The organism is Actinomyces acetigenes (genome assembly GCF_031296635.1).
Taxonomy (GTDB): domain Bacteria; phylum Actinomycetota; class Actinomycetes; order Actinomycetales; family Actinomycetaceae; genus Actinomyces; species Actinomyces acetigenes.
Genome location: NZ_JASPFC010000025.1, coordinates 1 through 17611, shown reverse-complemented (window position 1 = coordinate 17611; position 17611 = coordinate 1). Strand labels below are relative to the sequence as shown.

General features: G+C 68.6%; 15 protein-coding genes and 3 tRNA genes. 7 read left to right on the top strand and 11 right to left on the bottom strand.

Annotation, left to right across the window (positions count from 1 at the left end):
- Positions 1 to 17: 17 nt before the first annotated feature.
- Positions 18 to 1076 carry a 4-hydroxy-3-methylbut-2-enyl diphosphate reductase gene (locus RIV14_RS09990; RefSeq protein WP_428978878.1) on the bottom strand — a complete coding sequence of 353 codons (1059 nt, stop codon included), beginning with the start codon at positions 1074 to 1076 and terminating at the stop codon, positions 18 to 20.
- Positions 1077 to 1129: 53 nt separating this feature from the next.
- Between RIV14_RS09990 and xseA the strand changes: the two genes are divergently transcribed.
- The 3 genes from xseA (at position 1130) to RIV14_RS09975 (ending at position 4881) form a co-directional block, all read left to right on the top strand.
- A complete protein-coding gene (gene xseA / locus RIV14_RS09985; RefSeq protein WP_075373562.1) occupies positions 1130 to 2509 on the top strand; it encodes an exodeoxyribonuclease VII large subunit in 1380 nt (459 codons plus the stop codon).
- 495 nt (positions 2510 to 3004) lie between these two features.
- Positions 3005 to 3355 carry an exodeoxyribonuclease VII small subunit gene (locus RIV14_RS09980; RefSeq protein WP_371080875.1) on the top strand — a complete coding sequence of 117 codons (351 nt, stop codon included), beginning with the start codon at positions 3005 to 3007 and terminating at the stop codon, positions 3353 to 3355.
- Between the two features lie 584 nt (positions 3356 to 3939).
- Positions 3940 to 4881: a carbohydrate kinase family protein gene (locus RIV14_RS09975; RefSeq protein ID WP_075373561.1), complete on the top strand. Its 942-nt coding sequence runs from the start codon at positions 3940 to 3942 to the stop codon at positions 4879 to 4881.
- Between the two features lie 145 nt (positions 4882 to 5026).
- Here the strand turns inward: RIV14_RS09975 and RIV14_RS09970 are convergent, their stop codons facing one another.
- The 4 genes from RIV14_RS09970 to RIV14_RS09955 all read right to left on the bottom strand — a co-directional run bounded on the left by RIV14_RS09970 (position 5027) and on the right by RIV14_RS09955 (position 9268).
- Positions 5027 to 6163: an AEC family transporter gene (locus RIV14_RS09970; protein WP_075373560.1), complete on the bottom strand. Its 1137-nt coding sequence runs from the start codon at positions 6161 to 6163 to the stop codon at positions 5027 to 5029.
- 123 nt (positions 6164 to 6286) lie between these two features.
- Positions 6287 to 7258: an endonuclease/exonuclease/phosphatase family protein gene (locus RIV14_RS09965; RefSeq protein ID WP_075373559.1), complete on the bottom strand. Its 972-nt coding sequence runs from the start codon at positions 7256 to 7258 to the stop codon at positions 6287 to 6289.
- The gene (gene msrB / locus RIV14_RS09960; protein ID WP_075373558.1) at positions 7255 to 7725 is read right to left on the bottom strand and encodes a peptide-methionine (R)-S-oxide reductase MsrB; all 471 of its coding nucleotides are present in this window, start codon (positions 7723 to 7725) and stop codon (positions 7255 to 7257) included. Before msrB ends, RIV14_RS09965 begins: the two co-directional genes overlap by 4 nt.
- A gap of 100 nt (positions 7726 to 7825) precedes the next feature.
- Entirely contained in the window at positions 7826 to 9268 is a 1443-nt protein-coding gene (locus RIV14_RS09955) for a mechanosensitive ion channel family protein (RefSeq protein WP_075373557.1), read from the bottom strand.
- A gap of 165 nt (positions 9269 to 9433) precedes the next feature.
- Here RIV14_RS09955 and RIV14_RS09950 point away from each other — a divergent pair, with 165 nt between their 5' ends.
- Complete coding sequence (locus RIV14_RS09950; RefSeq protein WP_075370909.1) at positions 9434 to 9763, top strand: PadR family transcriptional regulator; 330 nt, start codon at positions 9434 to 9436, stop codon at positions 9761 to 9763.
- Positions 9763 to 10818, top strand: a complete 1056-nt coding sequence (locus tag RIV14_RS09945; protein ID WP_075373556.1) for a permease prefix domain 1-containing protein — start codon at positions 9763 to 9765, stop codon at positions 10816 to 10818. The genes RIV14_RS09950 and RIV14_RS09945 overlap by 1 nt, the downstream gene beginning before the upstream one ends.
- A gap of 77 nt (positions 10819 to 10895) precedes the next feature.
- Here the strand turns inward: RIV14_RS09945 and RIV14_RS09940 are convergent.
- The 3 genes from RIV14_RS09940 to RIV14_RS09930 form a co-directional block, all read right to left on the bottom strand.
- Positions 10896 to 10968: transfer RNA gene (locus tag RIV14_RS09940), tRNA-Phe, on the bottom strand.
- A gap of 47 nt (positions 10969 to 11015) precedes the next feature.
- Positions 11016 to 11089, bottom strand: a tRNA-Asp gene (locus RIV14_RS09935).
- A gap of 38 nt (positions 11090 to 11127) precedes the next feature.
- Positions 11128 to 11200: transfer RNA gene (locus tag RIV14_RS09930), tRNA-Glu, on the bottom strand.
- A gap of 168 nt (positions 11201 to 11368) precedes the next feature.
- Here RIV14_RS09930 and RIV14_RS09925 point away from each other — a divergent pair.
- Positions 11369 to 11800, top strand: a complete 432-nt coding sequence (locus RIV14_RS09925) for a metallopeptidase family protein (protein WP_075370922.1) — start codon at positions 11369 to 11371, stop codon at positions 11798 to 11800.
- Positions 11801 to 11869: 69 nt separating this feature from the next.
- Positions 11870 to 13198 carry a glycoside hydrolase family 3 N-terminal domain-containing protein gene (locus RIV14_RS09920; protein ID WP_075373555.1) on the top strand — a complete coding sequence of 443 codons (1329 nt, stop codon included), beginning with the start codon at positions 11870 to 11872 and terminating at the stop codon, positions 13196 to 13198.
- Between the two features lie 100 nt (positions 13199 to 13298).
- Here the strand turns inward: RIV14_RS09920 and RIV14_RS09915 are convergent, their stop codons facing one another.
- The 3 genes from RIV14_RS09915 to RIV14_RS09905 form a co-directional block, all read right to left on the bottom strand.
- A complete protein-coding gene (locus tag RIV14_RS09915; protein ID WP_075373554.1) occupies positions 13299 to 15398 on the bottom strand; it encodes a variant leucine-rich repeat-containing protein in 2100 nt (699 codons plus the stop codon).
- 151 nt (positions 15399 to 15549) lie between these two features.
- Positions 15550 to 16956 carry a zeta toxin family protein gene (locus tag RIV14_RS09910; protein WP_075373553.1) on the bottom strand — a complete coding sequence of 469 codons (1407 nt, stop codon included), beginning with the start codon at positions 16954 to 16956 and terminating at the stop codon, positions 15550 to 15552.
- A complete protein-coding gene (locus RIV14_RS09905) occupies positions 16946 to 17335 on the bottom strand; it encodes a hypothetical protein (protein WP_143223347.1) in 390 nt (129 codons plus the stop codon). The genes RIV14_RS09910 and RIV14_RS09905 overlap by 11 nt, the downstream gene beginning before the upstream one ends.
- Between the last annotated feature and the right edge of the window lie 276 nt (positions 17336 to 17611).

Sequence of the window (17611 nt, the reverse complement as noted above, 5' to 3'; positions counted from 1 at the left end):
CCGGGGGCAGCGCAGCCTCAGCAGGTGTGGTCGGCGGCCGGCTCGCGACGCTTGTGTGCCGAGGCGGCTCCCTGAGCCGCCATGAGGTCGGCGCGCAGGTTCTTGGGCAGGGAGAAGGAGATCTTCTCCGTAGTGGTGCGCACCTCCTCGACGTCGTCGAAGCCGAGCTCGGCCAGGCGCTCCACCACCTCACGCACCAGGATCTCCGGCACCGAGGCACCCGAGGTCAGGCCGACCGTCTCGACGCCGTCGAACCAGGACGGGTCGATCTCGCTGGCGAAGTCCACCCGGTGGGCGGCGCCCGCACCGGCCTCGAGGGCCACCTCCTTGAGGCGCACCGAGTTCGAGGAGTTGCCGGAGCCGACCACGATCATGAGGTCCACCCTCGGGGCGATCTTCTTGACCGCGGCCTGACGGTTCTGGGTGGCGTAGCAGATGTCCTCGCCGGGAGGGTCGATCATCTCTGGGAAGCGCTCGCGCAGCAGGCGCACCGTCTCCATGGTCTCATCGACGCTCAGGGTGGTCTGGCTGATCCACACCACCTTGGCGGGGTCGCGCACCTCGACCTGGTCCACCTCGTGGGGGCCGTTGACGACCTGGATGTGGTCGGGGGCCTCGCCCTGGGTGCCCTCAACCTCCTCGTGGCCGGTGTGGCCCACGAGGATGATGTCGTAGTCCTTGTCCGCGAAGCGCACCGCCTGCTTGTGCACCTTGGTCACCAGCGGGCAGGTCGCGTCAATCGTGTCCAGCCGGCGCTCGGCGGCCTCGGCGTGGACCGCCGGGGAGACGCCGTGGGCAGAGAAGACGACGCGAGCCCCCACCGGCACCTCGTCGGTCTCCGAGACGAAGATGGCGCCGCGCTTGGAGAGAGCCTCCACGACGTACTTGTTGTGGACGATCTCCTTGCGCACGTAGATCGGCGCCCCGTAGTGGGCCAGGGCCTGCTCGACGGCATCAACAGCGCGGTCCACGCCGGCGCAGTAGCCGCGCGGGGCGGCCATGAGGATCCGCTTGCCGCCTTTGGAAGAGGGGGCCGCGGCGTCGGTGTGCTCACTAGCGAGCTCGGTGGTCGTCACGGTCACCACTGTGCCACAGGGGGACCCAGGTCCCCAGTGGTGGACGTGGCACAGTGGTGCATGTGACAGGCCAGAGCCCCTCCCAACCCAGCCCGCAGCCCTCCCCCGGTGCCGGCCGCGCGTCTCGCCCCGACGCGGGCGCCAGCCCCGGCAACCCCGGCGGCCCCCGGGAGCTGGCGCCGCGAGCGAACCTCACCACCGCGGAGAACCCGTGGCCGCTGCGGCTGCTGTCCTCCAAGATCGACCAGTACGTGGCCCGCATGAGCCAGGTGTGGGTGGAGGGGCAGGTCATCCAGCTCAACCGCCGCCCCGGCGCCGGCATGGCCTTCCTCACCCTGCGGGACACGGATGCCGACATCTCCATGTCGGTGTCCATCTACGCCCGGGTCCTCGACGCCGTCCTGGCGCGCACCGGCGCCGAGCTCGGCGAGGGGGCCCGCGTGGTGGTGCGCGCCAAGCCCACCTTCTGGGCCAAGCGGGGCTCGCTCCAGCTGCAGGCCGACGACATCCGGCCCGTCGGCGTCGGCGACCTGCTGGCCCGCATCGAGCAGCTGCGCCGCATCCTGGCCGCCGAGGGCCTGTTCGACGCCGAGCGCAAGCGGCCTCTGCCCTTCCTACCACGCAAGGTGGGTCTTGTGTGCGGGCGCCAGGCCAAGGCCAAGGACGACGTGCTGGTCAACGCCCGCCTGCGCTGGCCCGGCCTGCCCTTCGAGGTGCGGGAGGTCGCCGTCCAGGGGGCGCGCGCCGTCGGCGAGATCACCCGGGCCATCCAGGAGCTCGACGCCGATGCGCAGATCGACGTCATCGTCGTGGCCCGCGGGGGCGGCGCTGTCGAGGACCTGCTGCCCTTCTCCGACGAGGGCCTCGTGCGCGCCGCGGCCGTCTGCCGCACACCGCTGGTCTCCGCGATCGGCCACGAGACCGACTGCCCCCTGCTGGACCTGGTGGCCGACTACCGGGCCTCCACCCCCACCGACGCCGCCCGCCGGATCGTCCCCGACCTCGCTCAGGAGACCGTGGGCCTGGACTCGGCCCGCGAGCGCCTGCGCAGCGTGCTCGCCTCGCGGCTGGACGCCGAGCAGGCGGCACTGGACCAGCTGCGGGCCCGGCCGGTCATGGCCGACCCCACCTCGATCGTGCGCGACCGGGTGATCGAGCTGGGTCAGGCCCGCGACAGGATGCGCCGGGCCGTGGAGCATCGGCTGTCGCTGGCGGCCGCGGACCTGCGCGCCGACCACGCCCGGCTGACGGCACTGTCGCCGCAGGGGGTCCTGGACCGCGGCTACACGATTCTGCGCACCCCCGGCGGCAAGGTCATCACCAGCGCCGAGGACGTCAAGAAGGGCGACCTCATCGAGGGCGTCCTGGCCCAGGGACGGCTCGTCGCCCAGGTTGTCGGCGCCACCAAGCCCCGGCCCGCCGATATCGACTGAAGAGCAACTGGGCGCCGCCAAGGCCTCGGGGACCGTGCCCGCTCGCGGCCTGCTGGAGGCCCGAGGACGCACTATAGGGCGTGCGGGCGGCCCCCTGGGGCGCAGTGGTCAAGGCTTACGGTGCGTCCTCGCGCTCCGGGCGGCCGGCCGCGAGGCACTGGCGCAGGCAGGTTTGGCGGAAGTGCTGACACACCTCGGTGAAACGACCTCCAACGACGCAGCAGGATAGAAGTGGTCTGACGTATCGGTGCACTTCGACCGGAACCAGCAAAAGTCAGGAAGGCTCTCAGGCCCGGATTTTGTCCATATGGGACGACTTTAGAGCCTTTACAACCAGTCGATACCGCACTAAAACGCTCTGACCAGCACAGATGCGAACGCCACTGAGACGGGGCACCGTCAAAGTCGTCCCTCTTGGACACTTTTACCCTGCGGACGCTGTCTCAGACCGTCCGGCCCGCCCTGCCCGGGGCCGGCCCGTGCGAGAATCAGGGGGTGAGCTCCGAGATGAACCCCGGCCCGTACTCCGACCAGTACCCAGAGGAGTACTCGCCCCACAACAGCCCCTACTCGGCGTCCTCAGCATCGTCAGGGTCTTCAGCGTCATCAGCTCCTGGCGCCGGCGGGGCCTCCGGCGCCAACGAGGATGTCGCCTCGCTCAGCTATGAGCGGGCCCGTGAGGAGCTGGTGGCCGTCGTGCAGCGTCTTGAGGCGGGCTCCGTCCCCCTGGAGGACTCCCTGGCGCTGTGGGAGCGCGGCGAGGCTCTGGCCCAGCGCTGCCAGACCTGGCTCGATGAGGCCCGCGCCCGCCTGGCCGCGGTCGCGCAGGAGGACCCTGAGGACTGACGCGCTCTGGGGCTGGCTGGGTATGACCCGCCTGGATCAGCGGCTCCAGGCTGCGTGCACGTGCCCGCATGCGCAGCGAATCGACCGTCTTGGCGACGTTGCCATTGGCCTGGGAGCTGCGCTTGTGCCCGCCTGCGCGGCGAACTGACCGAGTTGACCGGGGTTCCGGCTGGCGGTAGCGCACTGATCGAGCGCCACCGGGCACCACAGCAGAAGCCCGAGGGGAGCCGTAGATGTCCAGCATCGGAGACAAAGGCTCGACTCCCTCCCATCCGGATGGAACACAACCGCATGATTTCAAGGTTTTCGTTCATGTGGCCTGGGAGTCGAAAGCCCTTTGTCACCGATTTGGACACTCTTGGGCGAGACGGGCCCTGAGAGCGGCGTCGGATCGGTAGTCTGTGGGCATTCACCCTTCGGCCCCGCGCATCGACCAGCGCGCCGGCCACTGCCGGGCAGTGTTGCACCACCGCGTTCCTCATCCGCCCGAGTCCTCTCACCGCCTCGTTCCGTCTTCACGTCCCTCCCACGTCTCATCTCAGTTCACTGCCACCGGACCCCGGTCCTGCACGAAGGAGTCACCCATGACCGCACCCGGCCGCCCAGGATCCGCCCTCGTCATCGGCGAGGCCCTGGTTGACGTCGTTATCCACCCCGGGCAGGAGCCCGTGGACATCCCCGGCGGCGCACCCGCCAACGTCGCCCTGGGGCTGGCGCGTTTGGGTCGCGACGTCGAGCTGCACTGCTGGATCGGCACCGACGAGCGCGGCAAGGCCGTGCGCTCCCACCTGGAGGCCTCCGGGGTCCGCCTGGCTCCGGGCGCAGACGGCGCGACGCGCACCTCCACGGCGCAGGCCACCATCGGGGAGGACCGCGCCGCCAGCTACGTCTTCGACCTGGACTGGAACCCGCCGCGCCCGACGCTGCCCGACGGGAAGGCACCGCTGCTGGTGCACACCGGCTCGATCGCAGCGATCCTGGCCCCCGGCGCCGCCACCGTGGAGCAGGTGCTGCGTGAGACCCGCGCCACCTCCACCATCGCTTATGATCCCAATGCCCGCCCCCAGCTCATGGGTGACCCGGAGGACGCCCGCCAGATCGTCGAGCGCCTCGTGGGCCTGTCCGACCTGGTCAAGTGCTCCGATGAGGACATCGCCTGGCTCTACGGCCGGGACGCGGACCTGGAGACGGTGCTGCGCTCCTGGTTGGACAAGGGCGTGGCCGTTGTGGTCGTCACGCGCGGCAAAATGGGGGCTCTTGCCCTGTCCGCCTCGGGGGTGCGCCTGGAGGTGCCCGCCGACCCGAGCGTCGTGGTGGCGGACACAGTGGGCGCTGGCGACTCCTTCATGGGCGGCCTGGAGGACGCCCTGTGGAGCGAGGACCTCGTGGGCGCGGACCGGCGCGAGGCGCTGCGCGCCGTGGACGCCGCGACCCTGGAGCGGATCATGCGCCACGCCGCGGCCATCGCCGACATCACGGTCTCACGGGACGGGGCCAATCCTCCCACGCGCGACGAGCTGCCCTGAGGGGCCCGGCGCGACGCGTTCGTAGGGTAGCCCTCGCGTTCGTACCCTGAACCCCCGAACGCGCGGCTTACCCTACGAACGCACGGTAAGGGGCCGCGACAGTGACAACGCTGGCGCCGGAGCCGGGCAGTACGATCGCGCGGACTCAGCGCAGGATTGCGGCGGCCAGCAGGACTACGGGCACGAATCCGGCCGTCGTCAGCAGGACGGCGTCGCGGGCCAGGTCCTTGGCCACCCCGTAGCGCGAGGCGTACATGAAGACGTTCTGCGCCGTGGGCAGGGTGGCGGTGACGACCGGGGCGAGCAGCTGTGCTCCGCTGAGTCCCGCTGCCAGTCCGACGGCGGCGGCCAGCCCCGGCATGACGGCAAGCTTCCAGCCCACCGCCAGCCACAGGCCGCTGCGCCGGCCCGCACCATGATGAGACCACGACCTCGCCCCGAGCGCCGGCGCCCCCTCTTCCCGGGGCAGTCGGCCTCCCGTGGTGTCGGCCGCGTGCGCCTCCGATCCTGCCTCCGCCACCTGGGGATCCTGCCCCTGGCGGGCTGACTGGACCGACTGCACCGATCGGGCCGGCGAGCCCGGCGGGGGCGGGGCGGCCTCCTCCGGCGCGGGATTGCGCAGGGGACGGGGCGCCCCGGCCAGGCTCATGCCCAGGGCCAGCATCATGAGCGGCACCGCGACGCGCCCGAGCATCTCCAGGCCCTGGGCCGGGTAGCCGCCGCCCCATTCCTTGAGGTCCACGCCGCCCAGGTTCGCCGCGGTCCCGGCCACAACACCCCACAGGAGCGGGTTGCGCAGCGGGACGGTCAAGGTCGCCAGGCGAGACGGGTTGCCGCGGCGGGTGACGGCGTCGAGCACGGTGAAGGTGACCGGGGTGAGCACGAGAAGCTGGAGCAGGAGGATCGGGGCAATGGTGGCCGCATCCCCCAGCACGAGGACGGCCACCGGGATCCCCAGGTTCGCGGCGTTGACGTAGCCGGAGGCGAGCGCACCGATGGTGGCCTCGGCGGTGGGGCGGCGCAGCACGAGGCGGTGAAGGCACCAGGCCGAGACGATGGCCGCGAGCTCGGCGGCCACGGCCACGGCGGTGGAGCGGGAGAGGACCGCCGTCAGGGCGGCGCGGCTCAGCGTGGTCACGAGCAGGGCCGGGGTGGCGGCGAAGAAGCAGACGCGGGTGAGGACCCCGTCGGCGTCAGCGGGTACGGCCCGGGTGCGCACCAGTAGCCAGCCGATGGCGATGACCGCGCCGAAGACGGCCAGTCCCGCCACCACATCAGCCATGGTCTCCCCCTCTCGTAGGCCCCGGTGTGACGAGTTCGTAGGGTAGCCCTCGCGTTCGTACCCTGAACCCCCGAACGCGCGGCCTACCCTACGACCGCGCGGGCGAGGCCGCGGCGGTACGCCTTAGCCGACCGGTTCGAGGTCCACCCAGGTGCCGACGTGGTCGGAGATGATGAAGGACGTCGTTCCCCACTCCACGGCGCGCAGCAGCGGGCTCCCGCCTGCCGCGGCCGCCTCATCGGTCAGGGGCAGGCCGTCGGGGCCGGTTGGCCACAGGTCGGTCAGCACGTGGTCGATGCGCCGCTTGGGGCCGGCTGCCGGGAAGGTGAACCCCTCCCCCACGGTCCGCCCCAGCCCCAGGACCTCGACCTGCTCGGCGGAGAGGTTGTAGTCGCCCACGAGCAGGTGCGGCCCGGGCAGGCCGGCGAGCGCCCCCCAGGCGGCGGCGAGCTGGCGCGCCGCCATGGACTCGCGGGTCGCCAGGTGGGTGGAGGCGACCGACAGCTGACGGATCGGCCCGCCAGCGCCTTCGGGCACCTCGAGGGTGGCGGCCACCATGATGCGCTGGGAGGCGGTGGACACGTGGTAGGAGCGCGGGTCCCAAGCCCGCTCACCGCGCTTCTCCACGCTGGAGGCCCCGCGCCCCAGACGCTTGACGTGCCAGCCGGAGACCGGGAAGCGGGACAGGAGAGCATTGCCGTAACCGATCGGCCCGGACCCGACGGCGGCACGCAGCAGCCCCAGGACGTCATCGGTCGGCGAGCTCAGCGCGGTGCGCAGGGGCCGACGGCGCAGCCCCACCACCGGCCCGGCGTAGCTGGCGCAGAAGCGGCAGGTCGGCATGCCCAGCTCCTCAGCCAGGAAGGCGGCCTGGGCCAGGCGCCCGGAGCGTGCCTGGCCCAGGTCCACCTCCTGGAGGGCAACGATGTCGGGGGCCAGCTCGGCAATCTGCTCGGCCGTGGCCCGCATGACGGCGCGGGCGGTGGCGGGGTCGGAGATGTCGGCCCCGGCCAGCGAGCCGGTGGAGGCGCTGCCGTCCCCGGCCCCCGCGCCGGGCAGACCGTGCTGCAGGTTGAGGCTCAGGACCCGGATCATGCTTGCTCCTCCTCGAAGGTCAGGCTCACGGAGTTCATACAGTAGCGCTGGCCGGTGGGGGTCTGGGGGGCGTCGTCGAAGACGTGTCCCAGGTGGCTGTGGCAGGTGGCGCAGCGGACCTCGGTGCGCACCATGCCGTGGGAGGTGTCGGTGCTCAGGGTGACCGCCTCGGAGTCGGAGGGGTCGTAGAAGGAGGGCCAGCCGCAGTGGGAGTCGAACTTGGTGGTGGAGCGGAACAGCTCGGCGCCGCAGCCGCGGCAGCGGTAGACACCCTCGCGGTGCTCGTCGAGCAGGGCCCCGGTGAAGGGGCGCTCGGTGCCGGCCTCGCGCAGCACGTGGTACTCCATGGGGCTCAGGGCTGCGCGCCACTGGGCGTCGGTGCGCGCGGCGGCCTCCAGGTCGAGGGTCGGGCCGGAGGGCACGGAGGCGGATGTCACGGAGGGCTCGCTGCTCGCGTTGGTACTCATGGGCTCATCGTCACCCGCCCGACGGCGCCGGGCGAGATGCGTTCACGCAGCGAAAACTCACCCATCCGCTGGGGCGTCGGCCGCGTAGCGGCGGCCCGGCTCACCTGGGTCCCAGTCCTCCGCGCCGGGCGCGGTGCAGCAGGGAGCGGCCCATGGCCCGCCCCAGGGTGACGGCCCGCCGGGCTCCCAGACCGTGGGCCGCGCTCTCCCCCTCGGCCTCCGTGGTCACGGCGGCATCGTCCCCGCTTCCCGTGGCGTCCGGGGCGGTGTCGGCGGGAGCGTCCTTCTGCTTGGCGACGATCTCCGCCGCCGCGCGGGCCACCTTCTCGGGGTCGAGGTCATGGGTGACCTCGACCTGCTCGACCTCCACTCGCGTGCGCGGCAGGGCGTAGGGGGCCTCCCGCTGGAGCCAGGTGACCAGCTCCTCGCGCACGTAGGACTTGAGGGCGCCGACATCACCGGGATTGTCCCCGGTCAGGACGATGCGCACGGTGACGTGACCGCCGACGGCGTCGAAGACCTCGAGGGAGGCCTGGCGCCCGTCCCAGGCCGGGGAGGCGGCCACGAGGCGGGCAAGCTCGGCGCGCAGCGAGGCGATGGGCACGCGCCAGTCCAGGTCGAGGGTGAAGAAGCCGGTGGCCTGGGAGCCTCCGCGCGTCCAGTTGGCGAAGGGGTTCTCGGTGAAGTGGGTCGAGGGCAGGATGAGGCGCCGGTCGTCCCAGGTGCGCATGACCACGTAGGTCAGGGTGATCTCCTCGATGGTGCCCTGCTGATCGTCGACGACGACGATGTCGCCCACGCGGATGGCGTCGGTGGTGGCTAGCTGGAGGCCGGCGAAGACGTTGCCGAGCATGGAGCGGGCAGCCATACCGGCGATGACGGAGGCCAGGCCGGCCGAGGCGAGCAGCGATCCCATGGCGAACTGGACGCTGGGGAAGGTCATGATGGCGCTGACGAGCCCGGCGATGACGATGATGACCTGGGCGACGCGTCGGAGGACCTGGCTCTGGGTGGTCACCCGGTTGGCGCGCCCCTGGTCCCCGCCGGCCTGTGCCCCCTTGACGACGGTGGACTCGATGGACTTGGCGAAGGCGACGACGAGCCAAGTCACCGAGCCGATGAGGGCGATGGTGAGCCCGCGTTCGACGACGACCATCGTTGTGGAGTCGCTCTTGTCGAGCCGCAGCCCGGCCAGGGCCAGCTGGGAACCCAGGAATGCCCCGGTCATGGCGCCGACGGCGAAGACGGGCCGGCGCCCAAGCTCCACGACCTCGTGGTACAGGAGGCGGCGCCTGCCCATGAACGTCAGGATCGCCACCACCACGAAAGCGATGACGAGGCCGATGACGGCGCCCAGCCCAGCGTGCCAGGCGATGGTGACCAGGTCGTTCGTCGTCTTGGTCACCACTTTGACGGTCTGGTGCACGTTGACCTCGGGCATGCCGGTGAAAGTGCTGGTGGGCGTGAGAGCGGAGGTGGCGGAGGGACTCGCACTGGGATCTGCGCTGGGGGTCGCGGGAGGGGCGGTGGCTGCGACGAGCATGACGCCACCTTAAGCAGCCCCGCTGTGCCTGGGCTGTGACGTATGGCTGGCAGTAGGAACAACCCCTCCCAACTTCCGCTTGACGTACTACGTGTGTCGTAGTACGTTAGATGCACGCAAGGACCTCAGGGCCCCGCCATCACGAACCAAGGAAGGAGGGTTCACATGATCAGCGCAGATGCCATTCGCGGCTACATCGACCTCATCGTCCTGTCCCTGCTCAAGCGGCAGCCGTCCTACGCCTACGACCTGGCCAAGACCATCACCGAGGTCTCCGACGGCGAGTACACCATCAAGCAGACCACCCTCTACACGGCCCTCAAGCGTCTGGAGTCCAGCGGCCTGGCGGACTCCTACTCGGGAGTGTCCGACTCCGGCAAGTCCCGCACCTACTACCGCCTCACCTCCGAAGGCACCACCCACCTGACCGCCAAGGTCGCCGAGTGGGAGGACACCAAGACCCTCGTCGACCGCTTCGCGAAAGGAGCCCGCTGATGGACACCATCGAGACCTTCCTCGACAACATGTTCGCCCCCTACCCGACCACACCTCGCCTAACTGAGGCCCGCGCCGAGCTGCGCGCCATGATGGAGGACGCCTACAACGACGCCATCGCTCAGGGCAAGACCCACAACGAGGCAGTCGGGCAGGTCATCACCGACTTCGGCAACCTTCACGAGCTGGCCCCGGTCCTGGGCATCGCTCAGGACATCCAACCCGGCGGCGCCCCGCAGGCGGCCCCCGCCGGCGCCCCGACCGGGCTCAGCCGGCCCGCCTACCCGGTGGTGACGCTGCCCGAGGCCCAGGCCCTGGCCCAGGCCAAGCGGAGCACCGCCTCGACCCTCGCCCATGCGGTCAGCCTCTTCGTCTGCGCCCCGACCGTGCTCATCGTCCTGACAAGCCTGACCGAAGCCGGGCGGCTAGCCATCAGCGACAACACGGCCTCCTTCATCGGCATCGCCTTCGCCCTGCTGCTCGTGGGCCTGGGCGTGGGCTTGCTGGTGCAGCGCCGGGCAGCCTTCTCCTCCGTCCATCACCTCATCGAGGGCAAGTTCACCCCGGACCCGGTGGTGACCGCCTGGGCGGTCCGCGAACGCCTCAACCATGAGACGGTTCGCACCCGCCGGCTGACGATCGCGGTCTTCCTGTGGATCGTCTCCGCGCTGCCGATCCTGGCCACCAGCATGCTCGCCCCCGATCATGGGCCCCAGTCGGAGCTCTCCAGTGTCGGCGTCGCGATCTCGCTGGTCATCATCGCGACGGGCCTGAGCATCTACCTGCCCGCCACATGGGCGTCCTCCACCTACACGACTCTCACCCACCCCGGCGGCTCCGGCGAGTACTCCTCCCGCAGGTCCGACGGTGAGGAGGACGAGGATCCGTTCGTCGGCTTCGTGGCCAGCATCTACTGGCCGGCCACAGTGGTCATCTACCTGCTGTGGAGCTTCATCTTCGACGCCTGGGACATCTCCTGGATCCTCTGGCCGGTGGCCGCCGTCGCCTTCGCCATCTTCGCCTCCGTGCGCAGCTACCGGCGCGATCGTCAGTGAGTCCCTCCGCCTCGGCGCGGGGCTCACCCGATCATGAGCGAAGGCCCGGAACCTTGTGGGTTCCGGGCCTTTCGCAGTGGCTCCGACCGGCGTCGATCCGGTGACCTTTCGATTTTCAGTCGAACGCTCTACCAACTGAGCTACAGAGCCTTGGGATGGAATCGGCCCGACCATTTCTGACCGGACCGACCTTTCCGCGACCTCGACGGGACTTGAACCCGCGACCTCCGCCGTGACAGGGCGGCGCGCTAACCAACTGCGCCACGAGGCCAGTGTGAATTCACTGTGTTATTCACTTGTGCGAATCCGTACCCCCAACGGGATTCGAACCCGTGCTACCGCCGTGAAAGGGCGGGGTCCTAGGCCGCTAGACGATGGGGGCCAGGGGCCTTCGACGTCGTCGCGCCTCGAACCGGGATGAACACTAAGGGGACAGTCTTCCGCAGCGCAAATCCCGGGAGCGTGACCCTCCTCACCGCTCGGTTTTCGGCGGGATTCCGGCCCGCGAGGGCTCCCGGGGCGGAGCCGGGAGGTCTGGCAGGCTGAGATCGTGAGCCACGAGCACCACCAGGAGCCTGACCGCACCCAGGAAACGCAGCCGGTCAGGATGTCGCAGCAGGAGTTCGAGGACGTCGTCGGTGACGCCCTCGACCGGATCCCCGCCGACCTGGCCGAGGTGATGGACAACGTCGTCGTCCTCGTCCAGGACGAGCCCGACCCGGAGATGCTCACCGAGGAGGACTATGACGACTCCGGCCTGCCCACGCTCCTGGGGCTGTACGACGGCGTCCCGCTCACTGAGCGCGACGAGGGCTGGTCCATGGTGCTGCCCGACCGCATCCTCATCTTCCGCGGGCCCCTGGAGCGCTGGTGCTCCAGTCGCGAGGAGCTCGAGGAGGAGATCACCGTGACCGTCATCCACGAGGTGGCCCACCACTTCGGCATCCCCGACGAGCGCCTCCACGAGCTGGGCTGGGAGTAGCACCGCGAACAGTTCGCGAGCAGACCGTCAGGGTCATGACCTCGCAAGCACCCAGGGACCTGCCTTAGTGTGGCCGGCATGAACGACCGTTATCGGCCTGACACTTCCGACGCCGGCAAGCCCCTCGCCCCTGGCGCCACCAGCCAGTCCTCGCCGCATCACGTGAGTCGGCGGCCAGTGCTCTTGGCAGCCTTCCTGGGCACCGGCTCCCTGGCGGGATGCTCGCTGCTCCCCGGCTCCTCGTCGGCCGGCTCCTCCTCCCCCAGCGTGCGGCCGACGACCCCGAAGCCGGCTGCGTCGAGCGCCGCTCCCTCGCCCACCGCGGCCACGAGCCCGACGCCGTCGGCCACCGCGACGGCCACCGCCGGGGCGCTGGCGGGCTGGAGCCTGGAGGAGAAGGTCGGCCAGCTCATGATGGTCGGGGTGGACGCCACCACCCCCACGCAGTCCTCCGCCCAGGCCGTCGAGACCCACCACGTCGGCAACATCTTCATCGCCGGCCGCACCACGGCGGGCAGCCAGGCGACCCAGAAGGTCATCTCCTCCTTCACCGGCAAGGTCGGCCCGGGCACGACCCACTCCACCCCGATGCTCGTGGCCACTGACCAGGAGGGCGGCGAGGTCCAGGTCCTGTCCGGTGCGGGCTTCTCCGACATCCCCTCGGCGCTGGAGCAGTCCGCACAGTCGCGCGAGCAGCTGGTGGCGGCGGCGCGCACCTGGGGCAAGGAGCTGGCCGGGGTCGGGGTCAACATGAACCTGGCCCCGGTGGTCGACCTGGTCGACATCTCCCGGCCGACCTCTAACGACCCCATCGGCCGCTGGGGGCGCGAGTACGGTCACGACGCCGCCACGGTCTCCTCCCAGGCCGGCGCCTTCGCCGAGGGAATGCGGGCCTCGAAGGTCATCCCCACCTACAAGCACTTCCCGGGACTGGGGCGGGTGAAGGACAACACGGACACCTCCGCGGGCGTTGTTGACCCCACCACGAGCCGCCTGCCCGACGCCGCCGTCGGCGTCTTCGCCAACGCCATCGCCGCCGGTGCGCAGGTCATCATGGTCTCCTCGGCGACGTACTCGCTCATTGACTCCTCGGCGCCGGCGGTCTTCTCCTCGAAGATTGTCACCGACATGCTGCGCACGGAGATGGGCTTCTCCGGGGTGGTCATCACCGACGACGTCTCCGCCGCCGTCCAGGTCAAGGACGTGGGCGCGGGCGATCGGGCCGTGCGGGCGATCCGGGCCGGATGCGACCTCGTGCTGGCCTCGGCGGACCCGACGGTGGCCGCGGACATGGTCAAGGCCCTCATCGCCACCGCCCAGTCCGACCCGGCCTTCGCGGCGCGGGTGGACGAGTCGGCCACGCGGGTGCTGAACCTGAAGAAGAGCCTGCAGTCCTGAAGCGCGCCGATAAGAGCATCGGCAAGCGCATCGCATCGGCCCGCCCGAGCCGGCGGCTCAGGAGGGCCGATGCGCGTTCTCAGGCGAGTCGGCTCACGCCTCAGCGGGTCTTGGTGGTGCCCTGCGGCGAGCCGTTGGACTCGATGCGCTTGGCCAGGCAGTGGTCGGAGTCGTAGCCCTGGGCGTCGCACCAGCTGTTGGCCTGGTCGGCGTCGTCGTAGAGCTCGCCGGACAGGGTCACCCACCAGCCGCCGACGTCGTAGACCGGCCACTGGCTGGTGTCGATGATGACGGCCTTCGGATTGGACTGCCGAGTCTTCAGGAACTCCGCGAGGATCGAGCGGTTGGTCCAGGTCTGCCCGTCGGCCACCAGGCCGACCTGCTTGGAGGACAGCTGCGGGGTCCACTTGCCCCGCATGCTGTTCATGACGGTGGGGTAGTCGTGCTTGACCTGCCACTGGATGGCGTCTCCGGCGGCCTGCTCGTCCTGCTCCTCCTGGTTGGCGTTGGAGCTCGCTGAGGAGGCGAGGGTCGTCGAGGAGTTCGTCGAGCTCTTCGAGGTGACGCTCGGTGAGGAGCCGCGGTCGAAGGAGGGCCTGACCGTCAGGCCCTTGAGGTCGAGGTCCTTGGCGGTGCGGAAGTAGTGCTGCTCGGCGAAGCGCAGCGTCACCGTCCGCCCGCCTTTGGGGATGATGAGCGGGTCGCCGGAGAGATCGAAGGTTCCCGAGGCGACAAGGGAGTCAACATCAGCGCCGCCGGTGGGACTGGTGGAGCTGTAGACGAGGACCTGGTTGGACGATCCGGCCAGGAAGTCGCCCTCGGCGCAGGAGGTCGCCATGGTGCCCTGGACCTTGAGCTCGCCCTGGCCGTCCTCCACCGAGGTGACTGTGAAGGTTGGCATGCTGGAGCAGGCCTTGACCGCGCCCGAGGGCAGGGCCGACGCGGTGGACGTTGCTGCGGCGTCGGCCTGGCCGTTCTGCTTGCCGCCCTTGTCGCCGTTGCTGTCGGCCTTGTCCTGGGAGGTGTCGGAGGAGCCCCCGTCCTTGCCCTTGTTGGCGAAGTAGTTGCCGGCCCACACTCCGCCCGCGCCTGCAGCAACGAGGACGACGACGACCAGCACCGCCACCAGAATTGGGCGACGCGATGTGGAGGTCTTCGTTCTCTGAGGTGGTGGCGGCTGAAGATTGGAGGCTCCCGGCGCCGTTCCCAGGAGTGGAGCGGGAGCCTGGGCTGATGGCGCTCCGGAGGATAATGCCTCCGCCCAGGCGCCGCTGCCTGCGACCAGCGAGGGCTGGGCGACGGGCTGAGTCTGTGCGCCCGCAGGGGCGGCGGGAGCCACCTGGGCCGATGCCGTTACTCCGGTGGCGTCGGTCGGGGGCTGCTGCGGCACACCGGCGGGGAGCACGGCGGCCTCGGTCTGGTGACCGGCATCCTCATCCGACGGCGGGGTCTCGCCGGCTATGTGGTCTGGTTCTATTTCCTGGCGCTCCGGTTCAGGGGCGTCGGACGGTGCCTGCGCGGCCGGGTCCTGCACGTCGGTCTCTGATGCCTCGGGGACTTCAGACTCGCAGCTTTCGACGTCACTGCCCGACGCCGTGTTGTCGACGGACTCAGCAGCATCGACGGCGTCGGCCGGCTCCTCGCCAGTCGACTCATCGCTTGAGGGGTCTTGCGTGGACTGCTCCTCCTGATCCCGGCCCTCGACGTCGTCGACAGGTTCCTCGCCGTCCTGCTGGGGCTCAACCTCCTCCGAGACCTTGTCCGCAGTCGTGTCCGTGGTCGTGTCCGCCTGATCATCCTGTGTCGGCTCACTTGACTGGTCAGGTGACTGATCAGGAATCGGCGTATCTTCCCCTGTCGGTTCAGCGTCGGCCGCATCCGCAGGTTCCTGCGTGTCGCTACCGGTCCACGACTCAGTCGGAGCCTCCTGGACAGCTGTGGGCTCGCCGCCCCCTGAGGCACCGGCTGCCGCCTCATGAGAGAGATAACCACGTGCACGGAGGTTGGCGAGGACCTCCTCGTTCCCGGTGCTGGCCAGCCATCCGAGCAGGTCCGCATAGGCCGCGGGGTTCCTTGACAATGGCTCCCACAGGTCAGGCCGGCTCTGCGCGATCGCAGCCTGCAGCGCCTGGTCAGTTGTCTGGGCAGCCAGGTTCGCATCGGCCTGATGTGCCGCCATCATGAGCTGAACAGAGTCCATACAGAGTCCTTCCCCGGCGAAGCGTGGACGCGATGGTCCAACGAAGGGCCTTTCAAGCAGTCAGCGGCAAGCGTAGCGCCAAATCTACCTGGAAGAAAACTAGGGCACTTCAGGGGACCCCGACTTAGTCATCAACCGACAGCTGACAGCATCAGCGCGAGCGACCATAGCCACCTCTGCCACCTCTGCTCTCAGACTGAGTGGGACGGGGATTCGCCTTCCGACGATTCACCCCCGATGTGCGAGACACATCTTCCTCCTGAGGTTTAGCCTTCCTAGAGGAGCCTCTCGACTGAGAGTTTCGAGTTGGCCTCACACCAAGACGGCGCAAGGCGCCGGTAATATCCTCAGAAGTAAGTGCTCCCCCTTCGCCGGTGGGTTCAACAGTGATACTTCCCTCCACGCCAGGGACTCGCACCGTTACGGTCGGGTTTGACTGCTCAGGCCCACTTACCGCACCTTTGAGAACCTGGTTGACCCGTTCAAGTCCGGAACTTCCGGGGGGTGTTACCCCTAGGTCTGGAGGAGTAGTTTCAGGCGCCACTCGCATCTCCGGAGCTCCCTTGGAGAGAAGTTCGGAGTGTCCCGAGCGATCAATGTGCTCGACGATTGTCGGGCTCAGCGGACTCCGATGAGCAACGAACAGATTGACTTCCTCAAGCCCCTGACTCTGACAAGCAAGTTGATGAGTTGAATCCGCATTCTTCACGCATTGTGAGATCTCGCCACCGTCCGGTCCTATTTCGAAGCAGGACAGCACCGCGCCCGGCGGAGTGTACCGGGCACCAGCATTACCCTGAGAACGAGGAACCTCCCATCGCATTCTGGCACCCTCGAGGCATAGCTCAGACGGGGTATCCACAGCCACAATGGAGACCTGCCGGTATCCAGCTCCTTCAAGTTCGCGAACCAGCGTGGGGCCCTGGCCGACTGTGGGGCTCTCCATCCATCTCAGCGTCCCTTCCACCTTGATGTCGACCTGCGTCTCGATCAAGTCTCTACGAACCTCATCCGCAAGTGCGGTGGACAGCGGATGAACCAGAGTGGATAGCTCACCCCTCTGCAACTGCCTTCCATCCTCCAGCGCATCCGGGGCAGCGACAGAGATAAGGTGATCCCAGTGTTCTTTCGCTCCGGCCAGCAATGCAGGATCCACGTCGATTCCTTCAACCGGGAACCCCAGAAGGAGCTGTTTGATGTCATCGGCGTCCACAGTGATGAAGTTGGATTCGTCGACCCCCAGCTCAACACTTCGCTCAGGTCCTAGCGCCTCATGAACGGACTCTACTCCACGGCTTTTTCCCGCACCCGGGGGGCCCGCCATAACGATAGCCCTGCCACCACGCACCCCTTCAGTCTGCGCACGTCGCATGTAGGCATCACTAATCGATTTCCCGAGGTAGCTCCACAGAGAGCCTTCTTCTTGAACTCGCGCCAGCGTGTGGTCGCGGGCGAGCTGCTGAACAAGGCTCTCGACCGACTCCCCGACCCTCGTCATCAGCGCTGAGTCCGAGGATGTACCCGGCAACGATGCATTCAGACGATCCTCAGAAGACATCGGCTCTCCTCGGCATCGCATCGGTGATCGATTTTAGTTCACCGAACTCCTCACGGGAGATATAGGAATGATTTCGCAGCCATATCACATCATCCCAGTCACCATAGTCGATGGCATCAACGACCAGACGACTGAACGTATAAGGCCACGAGCGTAAACGCTCCATCATCTCTTGGTCACTGATTTGCCCTGCCGCGCGACGCCACCCCAGTTCCTTCGGGGTGACCGGACAGGCAGTTCCCTCCGTCTTCATGCGCTCACGAACAGCCTTCACGCCCCCAACGTGGACACCCTGATGCGCAGCAATACGCTCATCATCCCAGCCATCACGAATTAGACTCTCGGTTGCACGCCGACTCTCAATTCTGGACAGATGCACAAGTGCATCTTCTCTCAACTTTTCTGGAGTTGGCTCCGGCGGGGGAGTCCACCCTGCAGGAGGTCCCGGAACAGGGACCTCAACATGATTTATTTTCCTACCCTCATTCCTCATGGATTTTCACTCCCTCTGGGACGATAGATTTATTGCACCCCTAGGCTATCCCCTTCACCTACACGATCACCATGGCAGTACTACCCATTCTCCGTACTGAGAATGTCGAGGGATCGACGTTACCCTCAGCTCCGGGGGCGGGGTTATCGGCGTGGGTGGTGG

Bases quoted from the DNA above. Each gene is read 5' to 3' on its own strand.
- RIV14_RS09945 (WP_075373556.1), top strand. From the start codon at position 9,763: ATGGACACCATCGAGACCTTCCTCGACAACATGTTCGCCCCCTACCCG.
- RIV14_RS09950 (WP_075370909.1), top strand. From the start codon at position 9,434: ATGATCAGCGCAGATGCCATTCGCGGCTACATCGACCTCATCGTCCTG.
- msrB (WP_075373558.1), bottom strand. From the start codon at position 7,725: ATGAGTACCAACGCGAGCAGCGAGCCCTCCGTGACATCCGCCTCCGTG.
- RIV14_RS09955 (WP_075373557.1), bottom strand. From the start codon at position 9,268: ATGCTCGTCGCAGCCACCGCCCCTCCCGCGACCCCCAGCGCAGATCCC.
- RIV14_RS09915 (WP_075373554.1), bottom strand. From the start codon at position 15,398: ATGGACTCTGTTCAGCTCATGATGGCGGCACATCAGGCCGATGCGAAC.
- RIV14_RS09970 (WP_075373560.1), bottom strand. From the start codon at position 6,163: ATGGCTGATGTGGTGGCGGGACTGGCCGTCTTCGGCGCGGTCATCGCC.
- RIV14_RS09910 (WP_075373553.1), bottom strand. From the start codon at position 16,956: ATGTCTTCTGAGGATCGTCTGAATGCATCGTTGCCGGGTACATCCTCG.
- RIV14_RS09965 (WP_075373559.1), bottom strand. From the start codon at position 7,258: ATGATCCGGGTCCTGAGCCTCAACCTGCAGCACGGTCTGCCCGGCGCG.
- RIV14_RS09975 (WP_075373561.1), top strand. From the start codon at position 3,940: ATGACCGCACCCGGCCGCCCAGGATCCGCCCTCGTCATCGGCGAGGCC.